The sequence below is a fragment of the Streptomyces hokutonensis genome (assembly GCF_042751305.1).
Classification (GTDB): Bacteria; Actinomycetota; Actinomycetes; order Streptomycetales; family Streptomycetaceae; genus Streptomyces; species Streptomyces hokutonensis_A.
Map to the genome: position 1 here is coordinate 107,911 of NZ_JBHYWD010000028.1, position 14,505 is coordinate 122,415.

The following is a 14,505-nucleotide window of genomic DNA, read 5'->3' on the forward strand; positions in this document are numbered from 1 at the left end:
CCGCCCGCCCGGGGCGCCCCCCCGCGGCGGTCCCGGGCGGGCGCCCGCCCGCCCCCGTCTCCCGCGGCAAGGGCCCGCCCTACTTCAGGCAGGCGCCCCCCCCCCCCCCGACCGGCGATCGACTCCGCCGAACCGAGGCGCCCCCGACCCCGCATCGCCATCCGCCGCCCGTGCGCGGTGATGAACGCCTCCGCGATGCCCCAAGGATGAAGAAAGAGCACGAGATGACCATGACGTTGCCCAAAGTGAGCAGGTTTCCCGAGTCGTCCTATCTGAGTGAGGAGGGTCGGCGCATGCGGGACGCGGTGCGTGCTGCGGCGCCCGGCCTCGCCGAACGCGCCCGGGAGGGGGAGTTGCTGGGCGCTCTCACCCCTGAGACGGTCTCGGTGCTGCATGAGATAGGGGTGTTCCGTATCACCGTCCCGGTAGAACTTGGCGGGTTCGCACTCGGCGCACGCGACACTGCTGAGGTCGTGCGTGAACTGGGACGGGTCGACGCGTCGGCCGGCTGGACGGTGATCGTCTCCAGCGCCGCCCGAGGCGCCCTCGCCCTCGGTGACCAGGTGAAGAACGAGGTCTTCGCCGACATCGACACCTGGCAGGGACCGCTCATCTTCGGCGCCACCGTCTTCGCGCCGAAGGTCGGCGACGGGCGCAGGGTCGAGGGCGGCTGGATGGTGAAGGGCCGATGGGCGTTCGGCAGCAGCTGCAAGATCGCGAAGTGGGGGTCGGTCGGATTCGAGTACGACGACCCCGACACCGGAGAACGGCGTCGCGCGATGGGACTCCTCACCCAGGACCAGTACACGATCGTCGACGACTGGCAGGTCATGGGCCTGAGCGCCACGTCGAGCAACAGCGTGCGGGCCGACGAGGAGGTGTTCGTCCCCGAGTACCGGGTCATCCACACCATGGACATGCCCGCTCGCATGGACGCCCTGCGCGGCAAGTACCAGGGACTCGGATTCATGCACTCCGCGACCGGAACCATGGTCGCCACGACGACGGCCTTCGCGGCACTCGCCCTGGGCATGGCCGAGGGCGCGCTCGCCGCCTTCGTCGAGCAGGCCAAAAAGCGGCCGCCGTTCAATCTGCCGTATCCGAACATGGCCGACATGGCCTCGACGCAGGTCGTGGCCGGCAAGGCGCGGGCCGTCATCAACGCGGCTGCCGCGGTCATCGAGCGGCAGGCGGACGAGGTCGACCGGCGTGCGCTGGCGGGCGAGGACTTCCACCCGTGGGACGAGCCGGAGATCACGATGGACCTCGTCCATCAGATCCACGCCTGTCTCCAGGTGATCGACGGGCTGCAGCTGGCACTCGGTTCCTCGACCGTCGGCCTGGCCAACCCGATCCAGCGTTTCGTGCGGGACGTGCACGTGCTGGCGACCCACGGCGCGTTCCGTATCGACCCGATGGCCGAGATCAACGGGCGGGACATCTTCGGGTTGGAGCCGTTCCCGATGATGGCCGCCCTCAGTTCGCCCCCTCCCGGGAAGCTGCCCCCGCCCGCGGCCCGCGGCGACTTCCCGGGCCCGGTGCCGCGCTCCGCGTGAGCCGATCGCCTCGGGGAGCCGGGCAGCGGTGCTCCCGAAGGTCCGACAGCAGCGCTACGGATGCTCGGAGGACTCCGCGCATCCAGGGGCGGATGCGCGGTGACACCGCCAGTCGGGGGAGCCCTTGACCCGGCTCCCCGCCTGCGGCCTGATCCAGGACGAGGCCGTGCACCGGCACAGACCCGGGCACCGTTCCAGCCGGTTCGGTGCCGGTGCGCGGCCGGGCCCAACGGGCCCGCGCGAGGCCGCAGTTGACACCGGCCGCATCCCGGGCGAAGAACACGGCCGCCCAATGCACCCATCACCGGAACAGCTCTCGCAGCAGGCCAGGAACGAAGAGTTCCGCAGCGCCACACCAGCCCATGACCGATTGAGCCGCCCTCTGAATAGCTCGCCGCGCCAATGAGGCCGCGGCGCATCCGTAACGGAGGCTTTCCCATGACCACTTCCGTGCCGACGGGCGATACCGTCCCGTCCTCGTCCGACGAAGGCTGGAAGTCCTACCTCGCCGACCTTTGGAAGGCACCGCCGGGCGCCAGGGCCGCGCTGGCCGGCTGTCTGCTCCTCATTCTGGTGAGTCCCTCCGGACTCTCCGCGATGACCACGTTCATCGTGCCGTCGTTCTCCCACGACACGGGCACCGCCAAAGCCGCCGGCATTCTTCTGTTCGTCTCGCTCCCACTGTTCATCGGCCCGATCGTCCTGCCGTTCGCGGGCCGTTGGGTGGATCGACTGGGGGCACGCAGGGTCGCGATTCCCTCCGCCGTCCTCTATGCCGCGATGACCGCTCTCATACCGCTGTGCGGGTTCAGCGTCCCCCTGTTGGCGATCGTGCTGATCCTGGCGGCCGTGTTCGGCTTCATGTCGAGCCTGGCCGTCGTCTTCAAAGTCGTCTCGACCTGGCTGCCGCAGCACAAGGGCGTCGGATTCGCCCTCATCGGGATCGCCTCCAGCGTGGCCGCCGCCGTGCTCTCGCCGGTGTTCCAGTGGCTGATCAGCGGCAGCGCGGGTCTCGGGTGGAAGGGCACCTACCTCATCGTGGGTGCGGTGATCGCCCTCGTGGCGATCCCGACGGCCGTCCTCCTCATCTCGGAGCCGACGGAGCCGACGGAGCTGCGGGAGCCGGTGGGACCTCCGGTGAAGGGACCTGGAGTCGAGCTGCCCCGCCTGCCGGGCATCCCGCTGCGCAAGGCGGTCCGGACGCGGATCTGGATATCCATCACGGTCTCCCTCGCCTTCGCGGCGGCCGGCCCGATGACCGTGCGGCAGAACGCGGTCGACTTCTTCAGCGAGCGAGGATTCGACGAGGCGACGGTCTCGCTGTCCTTGTCCGCGCTGTTCGCCGCGTCGGTCGTCGGCCTTCTCGCCGGTGGGATGGTCCTGGACCGGACCGACCGACCCCGAGTGGTCGTCCCGATGCTCGCGGCGGTGCCGGTCGGGCTTCTGATCGCACTCGTGAACCACGGTTCGGCGCCCCTGCTGTTCATCGCGATGATCCTCCTCGGCTTCGCCACCGGAGCCGAGTCGTCGCTCGGTCCCTACCTCATCGCGCGGTACTTCGGCCTCGCCTCGTTCGCGCAACTGCAGGGACTGACGCTGGCCATCTCCACCCTGTCACTCGGTATCTCGCCGTTCCTGGTCAGCGCGGTGCAGACTGCGACCGGAAGCTACACCGTGCCGGTCCTGACACTCACCGCCCTGACGATGGTCGCCGTCGCCTTGGCGGCGGCACTGCCCAAATTCCCGGCACCGTGGACGATCGGGAAGTTTCCCGACAACACCGTCGAGCTGGCATGACGGCGTGTGGCTCCCCCTGGCGGCCTGATGCCCTGTCAGTCATCAGGCCCCGAAACCTGTTCGCCCTCCCCACCCCGGAGAACCGATGAGTGACTTCCTCTCTGTGGCGCGCTCACCGGAGGAAAAGCGGTACTCCTCCGATGGTCGGAGCCGGTTCGGACTCATATACGCCGGCCTGATGGCGGTGATGCTGCTCGCCTCACTCGACCAGACCATCGTCAGCACCGCGCTGCCCACCGTCGTGGGCGAACTGCACGGTGTGACACACATGGCGTGGGTGACCACGGCGTACATCCTCGCCGCCACGGTGGTGATGCCCGTGTACGGACGCCTCGGTGATCTGCTCGGCCGCAGGAGGCTCTACCTCGGCGGAATCATCCTCTTCCTGGCGGGCTCCGCGATCGCCGGGTCCGCTCAGGACATGGCGATGCTGATCATCGGCCGGGCCGTCCAGGGCCTGGGCGGCGGCGGACTGATGATCACCTCGCAGGCGATCGTCGCCGACCTGGTGCCGCCACGCCGGCGTGCGAAGTACATGGCTCCGATCGGCGTCATCTTCGGATTCTCAGCGGTCGTCGGCCCGCTGCTGGGCGGTTGGTTCACCGACAGCATCGGCTGGCGCTGGTGCTTCTGGATCAACCTGCCGGTCGGCCTGCTCGCACTCGCCGTGTGTGCCGTCGCGCTGCACCTGCCGCGCAAGGCGCTCAAGGCCACGATCGACTACATCGGCATCACCCTCATGACGGCGGCCGTCACCTGCACCGTGCTGGTCGCGGACTGGGGCGGCACCGACCACGCCTGGAGCGACCCGCTCGTCCTCGGCCTGATCGGCGCGGGCGCGGGAACCTGGGTCCTGTTCTTCTACTCGCAGAGCCGAGTGGCCGAACCGATCATCCCGCTGCGCCTGTTCCGCAGTTCCATCTTCGACATCGCCACCCTGATCGGCATGATCGTGACCGGTGTCGGCATGTTCGCGGTCGTCAGCTACATGCCCACCTACTTGCAGATGGTCTACGGCGTCACCGCCGCGCAGTCCGGCTGGTTGCTGCTGCCGATGGTGGTCGGCCTGATGGGCGCGAGCCTGCCCGTCGGCCTGCGGATGAGCCGGACCGGCCGCTACCGGATCTATCCGATCGCCGGCTCGCTCGTCATCGCCGCAACAGCCCTGATGCTCTCCACCATCGAGGTGGACACCCCGCTCGCCCTGCTGTGCGGGTACCTCTTCCTGATGGGCGTGGGTATCGGGCTCATGTCGCAGACCCTCGTCCTGGCCGTCCAGAATGCCTTCGCCGCCGAGGACGTGGGCACCGCGACCTCCGCCAACAACTTCTTCCGCGAGATCGGCGCGACGGTCGGGACCGCAGCGGTCGGCGCGATCTTCACCAGCCGGCTGGCCGACCAGCTCGACAGCCGGCTGTCCTCGGCCGGCCTCAAGACGGTCGGCGACACGGACTCCCTGACTCCCGCACTCGTCCATGCCCTGCCGGCTCGGCTCCAGGACGCCGTGGTCGCGGCCTACCAGCATGCCCTGACCCCGGTCTTCGCCTACCTGGTCCCGCTGTTCCTCGTCGGTGTCGTGCTGGCCGTCGTCCTTCCCGAGAAGGGACTCGCGGGGGACGGCGCCGACGGGCCGGGCACGGTGGCGCCGGGGAGTGCGTCCAACGGGCCTCAGATGAAAGCGAGTTGAGCGGAAGGGCGACACGTCATCGAGCTTTCGCCGCGGCCGGACGGCGTACGACGCGATGAGCTGCCAGCGTAAAAAGAGCGGCCGTTATGCTTGTACAGTTCAGCAAGCAGTACGGCCATTCTTTTTGAGGGAGGTTCGTCATGCCCCGGCTCACCGAAGCGCGCAAGGAACTGAGGCGTGCTCAGATCACGGAGGCCGCCTTGCGCTGCTTCGGCCGCAACGGTCTGGAGCGGACCTCGATCGCCGACATCACCGCCGAGTCCGGTCTCTCGGCCGGCTCCATCTACGCCCACTACCGCGACAAGGCCGACCTGGTGCAGTCCTCCGCCCGCGAGGTGCTCGCCGAGCGCGCCAAGGTCCTCAGCGAGTACGCCGCGAGCGACGTCCCGCCCGACCCCGACGACCTGCTCGGCCGGCTGACCGCCGCGATCGACCCCGTGGCCGCCAGGGTCGGCGTGCAGACCTGGGGCGAGGCGACCACCAACCCGGCCATCCGCGGCATCGTCGTCGACATGACCGAGCGGATGCGCGCGATGCTGCACGACTGCGTCACGGCATGGCTGGTCAAGGTCGAACACCACGAACCGGACCGGGCCCGGGAGAGCGCCGCCCCGATCGCCCACCGGGTGATGGCGCTCTATCAGGCCCAACTGCTGTACACCGCCTTGCAGTCACCGCCCGAGGAGACAGCGTCATGACCACCCCGACCGCTTCGTTCGCCGGCCGGACCGTGTTCCGGATCGGCTATGGCGCGTTGCAGCTCGAGCGCCTGCACGACCGCCGCGGCGAGGCCGTCGCGCTGCTGCGCCGCGCGGTCGAGATGGGCGTCGGCCATGTCGACACCGCCGAGTTCTACGGCTTCGGGTTCGCCAACGACGTGATCCGCGAAGTCCTGCGCCCCGAGGACGGCGTCCTTGTGGTCACGAAGGTCGGCGCCGACCCCAACCCCGGCGGGAGCCCGCCGTTGCGTTTGGCGCAGCGGCCCGAGCAGTTGCGCGCGAGTGTCGAGGACAACCTGCGCAGCCTCGGCGTCGACCGGCTGCCGGTGGTCAACCTCCGCCGCCTGGACTCCGGCCCCGGACTGCGTCCGGAAGGCGACCAAGTGGTCGACCTCGACGACCAGCTCGCGGTGATGACCGCCCTGCGCGACGAAGGCAAGATCGGCGCGATCGGCCTGAGCAGCGTCACCCTCGACGGGCTTCGCCGTGCCCTGCCGGCCGGTATCGCCTGCGTGCAGAACGCCTACAGTCTCGTCTCGCGCGACGACGAGGACATCCTCGAACTGTGCGCGGCCCAGGGCATCGCCTGGGTGCCGTTCTTCCCGCTCGGCGGAGCCTTTCCAGGTTTGCCCAAAGTGACCGACGAGCCGGCGGTGCAGGCCGTGGCCGAGTCCCTGGGGGCCACGGCCTCCCAGGTCGGCCTCGCCTGGCTGCTGCACCACGCCCCGAACGCGCTGCTCATCCCCGGCACCGCCGACGTCGCCCACCTCCAGGCCAACATGGCGGTCGGCGAGATCACCCTGGACACCGCGGCGCTGGCCACCCTCGATGCCGTCGAGTCCCGCTCCAACGACGTCCCCATCGGCTGACCGGAACCAACACGACCCGGGTCGTGACCACACGCCGGACACCTCGACCGAACGCCCGGCCCTGCCGGAACGCCCTTCTTCACCGGCTCCAAGGACGGATCATGAAAGCCATCATCTACAGCGACAACGGCGGCCCCGACGTTCTTCGGCTCGTCGACCGTGACCTCCCCACGCCGGGCCCCGGAGAGGTGCGCGTGCGTGTCGCCGTGTCGGGAGTCAACCCGACCGACTGGCAGGCCCGTTCCGGCCCCGCCCACCCCAAGCACTTCTCCGAGGTCACCCCGCACCTCGACGGCGCGGGCACGATCGACGCCGTCGGAGAGGGGGTCGATCAGAGCCGGGTCGGCCAGCGGGTCTGGCTGTTCATGGCCGCCGCGGGTCGACCCACCGGTACCGCCGCCGAGTTCACCGTCGTGCCCGCCGACCTGGCCGTGCCGCTGCCTGACGACATCGGGTTCGATGTCGGTGCCTCACTCGGCGTCCCCGCGCTCACCGCGCACCGCGCGCTCACCGTCGCCGAGGACGGGCCGCGCCGTCTGCGGCCCGGGGTTCTCCACGGCCAGGTGGTGCTCGCCGCAGGTGGGGCCGGGGCGGTAGGGCACGCGGTGATCCAGCTCGCCCGATGGGCCGGTGCCACCGTGATCACCACGGTCAGCGGCCCGGAGAAGGCCCGGCTGGCCACCGCGGCAGGGGCCCATCATGTGATCAACTATCGCGGCGTCGACCCGGCCGCCGAGATCCGCAAGGCCGCCCCGGACGGTGTCGACATCGTTGCCGAAGTGGCGCTGGGCGCGAACCTCGCACTGGACCTGGCCGTGCTGCGGACCCGCGGCACGATCGCCACCTACGCCAACGACGGTGGCAAGCCCGTCGAGTTGAACGTGCTGCAGAACATGGTGCTCAACACGCGCTTCCAATTCCTGGTGCTCTACACGGCCGGACCGCAGGCGCGCGCCGCGGCCGCCGAGGACGTCGCCGCCGCGGTCCGTGACGGCGCCCTGCCCGTCGGCGAGGAGCACGGCCTGCCGCTGGTCCGCTTTCCCCTCGACCGCACCGCCGACGCGCACCGGGCGGTGGAGAACGGCACAGTCGGCAAGGTCTTGGTGGACGTCGTGTCGTGATGCCTGGCCTGTCGGCCGGGTGTTGCTGGGACCCTCCGAAAACGCCGCCCGACCACCATCTGGGAGCGCTGGGACAGTCTGCTGCCCGACGGGACGGTCAACCCGAGCGGGATGACCTCCTTCAACCGCTAGGCCCTGGGCGCCGTCGCCGACTGGCTGCACGGCACGGTCGCCGGACTCGCCCCCGCCGCACCCGGCTACCGCCGCCTGCGGGTGAAGCCGCGACCGGGCGGCGGCCTCGCCCACGCGAGGGCGAGACTGCGCACGCCGTACGGACTTGCGGAGGTGTCCTGGATCCTGGCCGGGACGGAGCTGACGGTCGAGGCACTCGTGCCGCCGAACACGAGCGCCGAGGTCGTCCTGCCGGGAAGCGGCGGCGACGCCGTCGAGGTCGGATCGGGCCGGTACAGCTGGACGGTTCCCTACGTGTCCGCCGACGCCGAACGGACCCCGCTGTCCGTGGACATGAGCATCGACGCCCTGCTGGACCGCGAGGAAGCCGCCCGCGCCTTCAAGGACCTGCTGATCGCGTACATCCCGGAGGCCGCCGCCTTCATCGACAGCGGGTCGGGCGCTCCGGCCGGCACCACCGTGCGGGCGATCGCGGGGATGATCCCCGACGGCGAGACCTTCCTTTCCGACCTGGAAGCGAGGTTCGCCGAGCTTGAGGACCGCGCCTGACGGGCGCGTTCCCAGGGCCTGGCGGCACATCCCGTCTGCTCCACGACGTCAGGCACGATCCCTCGTTGCCTGCCGCAACGGCGTGGGAGCCCTCCCTATGAACGCCGTCGAGGCCGTCTCGCGCGCTGCTCCGGCGCGGGCAGGAGACGTCGTGGCGGGGATTCCTCCGACGCGGTCAGGTTGTCCGTCGGTGAGGTCATCCCGCCACGACCGCCATCCGGTGGCTGATCTCGCCTGCTGTGGCGAGTACCTTCCGGGCGATCTCCGTTTCGGCCTCCGGGCGGATCCGGGAGGCGAGGGCGGCGATGCCGACCGCCGCGACCACCTGCTTGTCGGCGTCCCGGATCGGTGCGGAGATGCCCACCACGTCGGAGTCGAGTTCGCCGCGGGTGACGGAGTAACCGAGGCGGCGGATCCGGGCCAGGCGTTCCATCAGGGCGTCGACGTCGGTGAGGGTGGCCGGGGTGAAGCGCCGCAGCTCGCGGCCTCCAACAGCCGGCGGGCCTCGTCGTCCGGGCTCCAGGCGAGCAGAACGAGGGCGGAGGCGCCGGCGTTGATCGGCAGGGCGCTGCCGCGCTCGTAGGAGATTCGTACGGCGCGGGTGGTCTCCGCGCGGTCCACGCAGACCACGAGGTTCCCGGTGCGCCGGGTCAGCAGCACGGCCTCGTGCACGTCCTCGGCGAGCGCCTGTATCGACGGCAGCGCGACCTCGGACAGGCCGTAGCTGCGGCGGGCCAGCCGGGCGATCTCCAGTACGCGCAGGCCGAGCCGGAAGCCGCCGCCGGGAGCTTCTTCGAGGAAGCGCCCGGCGACGAGGCTCTGCAGGTAACGGTAGGCGGTGGAGCGTGCCACGCCGAGCCGCTCGGCGACAGCGGATCCGGAGACTACGAGGTGGATGTCGTCGAACACGGTCAGGATGTCGAGCGCGCCGTCGGCCGTGGAGTTGCGGTCACGGTAGTTGGAGGACGTATTTCCTGACATGCGAGACACTGTTGCGGGCGGGTCAGGGCCGGGGAGGCCGCGCCCGGCTGCCCGCTTGTCCTGTCTACAGCCGGTCCTTGACGACGGTGTTGCGCAGTTCTCCGATGCCCTCGACCGTGGTGACGAGTTCCTGCCCCGGCCGCAGAAACACCTTCGGGTCGCGGCCCGCGCCCACTCCTCCCGGGGTCCCGGTGAGGATCAGGTCGCCGGGCAGCAGCGTGATGATGGTGCTGATGTAGGCGATGGTGTGGGCCACGTCGAAGAGCAGGTCGGCGGTGTTGGACTTCTGCATGGTGTGGCCGTCGACGCTGCAGGAGATGGTCAGTTCCGAGGCGCCGGGAGGGAGTTCGTCGGGGGTGACGAGAGCGGGCCCGACCGGAGTGGTGGCCTCGAAGGTCTTGCCGGAGAGGAACTCGCGGGTGCGGTGCTGCCAGTCTCGTACGGTGACATCGTTGGCGACGGTGTAGCCGGCGACGTGATCCAGGGCCCGCTCACGCGGCACATTGCGGCCGGGGCGTCCGACGACGACCCCCAATTCGGCCTCCCAGTCGAGGTCGTCACTGATCGGCGGCATGTGGATGTCGTCGTGCGCGCCGATCAGGGAACCGTCGAACTTGGCGAACAGGGTCGGATGCGCGGGGGTCGGGCGGCCCATCTCCTTGATGTGGGTGGCGTAGTTGAGGCCCAGGCAGATGATCTTGTTGGGGTGGGGGACGAGCGGGGCCAAGGACGCCTCGGTCAGGGGCAGGCGTTCGCCGTCCGCTGAGCCGGCCCGTTCCTGCCAGTCGTCGCCGGAGGCGAGCAGGGCGCGGATGTCGGAGTACGGCAGCAGTACCAGTTCGTCGCCTTCCTGCCGGGCGGCGGCGGTCCGGTGGTCGGCGACACGGACGGTGCTGAGTCTCATCGGGGTACTCCTGGGGATTCGTGCTGGATCTCGGGGACCGGCTCGGGGGCGGGTGCGGACGGCATGCCGGGCACGGTCGGGCCGTCGGCGCTGAAGCGACCGAGCTCGCCGCCGACGCATTCGGCCTGGTCGGGGGTGAACACGGCGGCCACCAGACGGTCGGGACGCACGAGCACGAAGCATCCCGTCAGTCGGGTGAAGAGGGCGTCCAGCCGGCCGTCGGCGTCGGCGATCCCCGTCCGGCCGGCACGGTCACGCGGTGCGTGGTCGTCCAGGAAGACGTCCACCGCGGCGGACTCCGGGAGGCCGCCCCGTGCGGCGGCGGCCCAGTCGGCGTCGGTCACATCGATCCCGAGCAGGCTCCAGCCCTGTCCGAGGACGGAGTCGAGCCGGGTGGGACGGTGGTGCGGTCCGTGCAGCACACGGGGCTGTGGCAGCATCGCGCCGACGAGCTCACGTCCCCGGCAGTCGGACGGGACGACGGCGCCCACCCGTACCCGGGCGTCGGGGCGGTAGCGCATCTCGGTGAGATAGCGGCGTCCCGGCGGGATGCGCATGGCCGTGCGCACCAGCACATCGCGGAGCAGGGCGCGGGGGCGGCTGGTGGTCATGACGATCCGGCCGAGCCGTACGGAGAGGTCGATCACGGCCCGGGCGTGGGGGCGCCGTTCGGTGTCGTAGGTGTCGAGCAGCGCGTCGCCGGCCCGTCCCACCATGACCTCGGCGACCTTCCAGCACAGGTTGGCCGCGTCCCGGACACCGGAGTTGAGGCCCTGCCCGGCGAACGGCGGCATCATGTGCGCGGCGTCGCCGAGCAGGAAGCAGCGGCCGTCGCGCAGGCGGTCGGCCAGCAGTGCGTGGAAGCTGTAGGCGACCGCGCGTTCGACCTGCGCTGCCGTGATCTCCCGGTACGGCCGCAGGAGTTGGCGCACCAGTGTGAAAGGGGGAGGGGCGCCCGCATCGCACTCACCCGGCTTCAGGCGGAACTCGTAGCGGCAACGGCCCTCCCGCCCGGGAACGATGACGACGGGTCGCTCCGGGTCGCCGTGGTGCATGCCGTAGCGCTGGTCGTGTGTGTCCTGGAGGGTGTCGACCACCAGCCACACGTCCGGGAAGCTTCGCCCTTGCATGGGGATGGACAGCAGGTCGCGTACGGTGCTGCGGCCGCCGTCGCAGCCGAGGACGTAACGGACGTCCAGTTCCTCGACCGGCCCGTCCTGGCCGCCTGTTCGCAACGACGCGCGCACCCGGTCGGGGTGTTGGGTGAGGAGGGCCGTCAGCCGGGTGTCGAAGCGGATGTCGACGCTGGGGTGGCGGCGCAGTTGCTCACGCAGCACGCGCTCCAGGTCGGGCTGGGCGAAGGGGTTCTTGAACGGATGGCCGAAGCGCTGGTCGCCGGTGCCTCGGGCGTGCACGAGAGTCCGACCACCAATGCCGAAGTACTTCGTCCCGGTGCCCGGCACGAGGATGGGGTACACCGCTTCGTCGAGACCGTCGGCGGACTGGAGCGTGCGCAGCGACTCGTCGTCGAGGCTGATCGCCTTGGCGTCGTCGCTGGTGGTGGCGTTGCGTTCCACCAGCAGCACCCGTACGCCCCGCGAGCCCAGGAGATGCGCGGCCGTCAGCCCGGTCGGGCCGGCGCCGACGATGAGCACGTGGGGCCACGTCGCCGGTGGTGGGTGCGTCATGAAGGGCCTTCCGTCGTCGGACCGTTGACTACTGGACCGGCTGGTAGGCGGGGCCGCCCTCGGCCAGCAGCCGTTGGGCCTCGGCGAGCACGTCCGCCGGGTCCTGGTCGAGGTCGATGGTCTTGCGGAAGGGCTGGCGCACATCGCGCTCGATGCGCAGGTAGACCTCGTTGCGGTTGCCCTCGGGGTCGAAGAAGTAGATCCCGATCGCGTTGCCGTGGGTCACTTCCTGCTGGACCTCGATCCCTTCGGCGTGGAACCGGTGGTGGAAGTCGATGATCGTCTCGAGGGAGTCGACGCGCCACGACACCTGGTGGGTGAGCTTGGCGCCGGGAGGGGCGGTGCGGCCCCGCTGGAGGACGAACTCGTGATGCTCCAGCTCGGGGCGCGAGGAGAAGAACACGATGCCCCGCTCCTCGTCCTCGTCGGTGACGGTCAGTCCCAGGACGCGTGAGTAGAAGTCGCGCATCGTCTCCAGGTCGTCGACCCAGAAGCCGGTGTGACCAAGTCCCGTAATGGCCATGCCGTGTCTCCTTAATCAGGATGCCAGTTTCGTGTAACAGGACACTAGGGCGCCGGGTGTCTCGACGTCAACAGGAAATTACTCGGCTCCCGCCCCTTGACGATTCAAGCAGTGCAGGTGCAGCGTCCTGTTCTACGAAACAAAGGTCCGAATATGCGGGACAGTCGCCCTGGCTTCGCTGAGCCACTGGGGACCGCCCGCGCCGCTACTGGAGGCAACCCCATGACTCGTTCCGATGCCGGGAGAGCCGCTGCCCCGGCCGCCGCCGACGGCCCATCGCCACTGGGCCGCGCCACCCTGATCGCCGCCTGTCTGGCCATCTGTGCGGCCCAGATCGGCATCCCGCTCGCGTCCCCGATCATCGGAGTGATCCAGCGGGACTTCGGGGCGTCGGCCGCCGCGCTCGCCTGGATCCCGGCGGCGTTCATCCTGCCGACGGCCATCCTGGAGCTGAACTTCGGCGTCCTCGGCGACCTCTTCGGACGCAAGCGGCTCCTCGTTCTGGGCGGACTGCTGATCACGGTCGGCTGTCTGATCGTCGCCACCTCGGGCTCGCTGACCCAGCTCATCGCCGGCCAGGCGATCGCCGGACTCGGAGCCGCCGCGGTCTTCCCCTCGTCACTGGCGGTTGTCGTCGCGGGGACCCCGGAGCCCGCGGCCCGCGCCCGGGCCCTGTCGTACTGGGCCCTCAGTCTGGCGTTCGGCGCCATGATCGGGCCGCTGATCAGCGGGTTCACCGCTGAGCACACCGACTGGCACTGGGCCTATGTGCCGCTCGCGGTACTCGGCCTGGTCACCGCAGCCGTCAGCGCCCGCTGGATCGTCGACTCCCGCGAGCCGGCCGGGCGCGGACTCGACTGGCCGGGCCAGCTCACGGTCGCCGTGTCCCTGCTGGCGCTGCTCTACGCCGTCATCGAGGGCGCCAACGACGGCTACACCTCGGCGCACATCGTGCTCGCCTTCGCCGTCGCCCTCGCCGCCTTCGTGGGATTCCTCGTCGCGGAGCGGAAGTCGCGGACGCCGATGCTGCGGCTGGAACTCTTCCGTATCCCCTCCTTCGCCGCGGCCGCCGCCATCGGACTGCTCGCCATGTTCGGCTTCATCGGCACCGCCTACGCGCTGAGCATCAAGCTGGAGACCGTCTACCACCTCTCCCCGCTCAAGGCCGCTCTGCCCTTCGCGCTCATCCAGGCGGTCCCCCTGCTGCTCACCCCCGTCCTGCCGAAACTGCTGCAGCGCGTGCACCCCCGGGTACTGCTCGTGGGCGGTCTGCTCGCACTCGCCGCGGGTGAGATCTGGATGGCCCTGCTGGCGGGCGACACCACCGATCTGCCGTCGATGGCCGGACCGATCCTGCTGCTCGGGGTCGGCTTCATCACGATGTTCTCCGCGCTGACGGCCGTCGCGGTCGGCACCGTCGACATCCGGCACGCCGGTATGGCCAGCGCGGTCACCAGCCTGGTTCGCGAGACCGGGCAGGCGCTGGGCCCCGCGATCGTCAGCGCCGTCGCCCTCGGTACGGCGACCAGCGCCCTCGCCACGAAGCTCGGCACCGCCGATCTGCCCGCCCAGGCCAAGGGCGTCGCCAGTGCCGTCAACGCGGACGGGGGCGCGATCGCGGTCGCCAACGCAGACCTGGGCGAACTGTCGCGCACACTGGTCCCGCTGGCACGTCAGGCCGTCGAAGAGGGCCTTGATCTCGGCCTGTACGTCTGCGCCGGTGCCAGTCTGGTGGCCGGACTCATCGCCGTGCTCGCTCTGCGGCGCAGTGCCGCCGCAGGCGCGCCGGTCGGCCTGGACTATGAGGAAACGGGCGACACCTCCGTGAGACCCGAAGCCGTGGACGCCGCAGCCCCGAAGGCCCAGGCGCTGCCCAGCAACTGACTCGCAGTGCGCAAGCCAACCTGAATCACTGGTGAGAATCACGCCATCTCGCCACCTTCGCGACACAACGCATCACGTTCGCACCATCACGCGCG

General features: G+C 70.2%; 11 protein-coding genes and 1 pseudogene. 8 read left to right on the plus strand and 4 right to left on the minus strand.

What is annotated here, in order from left to right; genetic code table 11:
* Nucleotides 1-245 precede the first annotated feature (245 nt).
* From ACFXC1_RS44310 to ACFXC1_RS44340, 7 genes are all read left to right on the plus strand, one after another.
* Complete coding sequence (locus tag ACFXC1_RS44310) at nt 246-1,556, plus strand: acyl-CoA dehydrogenase family protein (RefSeq protein WP_381254258.1); 1,311 nt, start codon at nt 246-248, stop codon at nt 1,554-1,556.
* A 438-nt stretch (nt 1,557-1,994) separates the two neighbouring features.
* Nucleotides 1,995-3,353: an MFS transporter gene (locus tag ACFXC1_RS44315; protein ID WP_381254261.1), complete on the plus strand. Its 1,359-nt coding sequence runs from the start codon at nt 1,995-1,997 to the stop codon at nt 3,351-3,353.
* An 85-nt stretch (nt 3,354-3,438) separates the two neighbouring features.
* Nucleotides 3,439-5,040 (plus strand): MDR family MFS transporter, encoded by a 1,602-nt coding sequence (locus ACFXC1_RS44320; protein ID WP_381254264.1) that lies wholly within the window; start codon nt 3,439-3,441, stop codon nt 5,038-5,040.
* Nucleotides 5,041-5,180: 140 nt separating this feature from the next.
* Nucleotides 5,181-5,738, plus strand: coding sequence for a TetR/AcrR family transcriptional regulator (locus ACFXC1_RS44325; RefSeq protein ID WP_381254266.1), 558 nt, complete (start codon nt 5,181-5,183; stop codon nt 5,736-5,738).
* The gene (locus tag ACFXC1_RS44330) at nt 5,735-6,628 is read left to right on the plus strand and encodes an aldo/keto reductase (RefSeq protein WP_381254268.1); all 894 of its coding nucleotides are present in this window, start codon (nt 5,735-5,737) and stop codon (nt 6,626-6,628) included. The genes ACFXC1_RS44325 and ACFXC1_RS44330 overlap by 4 nt, the downstream gene beginning before the upstream one ends.
* A gap of 101 nt (nt 6,629-6,729) precedes the next feature.
* Nucleotides 6,730-7,749, plus strand: coding sequence for an NADPH:quinone reductase (locus ACFXC1_RS44335; protein WP_381254271.1), 1,020 nt, complete (start codon nt 6,730-6,732; stop codon nt 7,747-7,749).
* Nucleotides 7,750-7,905: 156 nt separating this feature from the next.
* Nucleotides 7,906-8,430 (plus strand): alpha-L-rhamnosidase C-terminal domain-containing protein, encoded by a 525-nt coding sequence (locus tag ACFXC1_RS44340; protein ID WP_381254342.1) that lies wholly within the window; start codon nt 7,906-7,908, stop codon nt 8,428-8,430.
* Between the two features lie 196 nt (nt 8,431-8,626).
* On the opposite strand, the pseudogene ACFXC1_RS44350 reads toward ACFXC1_RS44340, so the two are convergent.
* The 4 genes and pseudogenes from ACFXC1_RS44350 to ACFXC1_RS44365 form a co-directional block, all read right to left on the minus strand.
* Nucleotides 8,627-9,411, minus strand: a pseudogene (locus tag ACFXC1_RS44350) (IclR family transcriptional regulator).
* Nucleotides 9,412-9,475: 64 nt separating this feature from the next.
* Nucleotides 9,476-10,315: a fumarylacetoacetate hydrolase family protein gene (locus tag ACFXC1_RS44355; protein ID WP_381254280.1), complete on the minus strand. Its 840-nt coding sequence runs from the start codon at nt 10,313-10,315 to the stop codon at nt 9,476-9,478.
* Entirely contained in the window at nt 10,312-12,147 is a 1,836-nt protein-coding gene (locus ACFXC1_RS44360; RefSeq protein ID WP_381254283.1) for a bifunctional 3-(3-hydroxy-phenyl)propionate/3-hydroxycinnamic acid hydroxylase, read from the minus strand. The genes ACFXC1_RS44355 and ACFXC1_RS44360 overlap by 4 nt, the downstream gene beginning before the upstream one ends.
* The gene (locus tag ACFXC1_RS44365) at nt 12,032-12,526 is read right to left on the minus strand and encodes a VOC family protein (RefSeq protein ID WP_381254286.1); all 495 of its coding nucleotides are present in this window, start codon (nt 12,524-12,526) and stop codon (nt 12,032-12,034) included. Before ACFXC1_RS44365 ends, ACFXC1_RS44360 begins: the two co-directional genes overlap by 116 nt.
* A gap of 222 nt (nt 12,527-12,748) precedes the next feature.
* On the opposite strand from ACFXC1_RS44365, the gene ACFXC1_RS44370 reads away from it, so the two are divergent.
* Nucleotides 12,749-14,410: an MFS transporter gene (locus ACFXC1_RS44370; protein WP_381254289.1), complete on the plus strand. Its 1,662-nt coding sequence runs from the start codon at nt 12,749-12,751 to the stop codon at nt 14,408-14,410.
* Nucleotides 14,411-14,505: the final 95 nt, after the last annotated feature.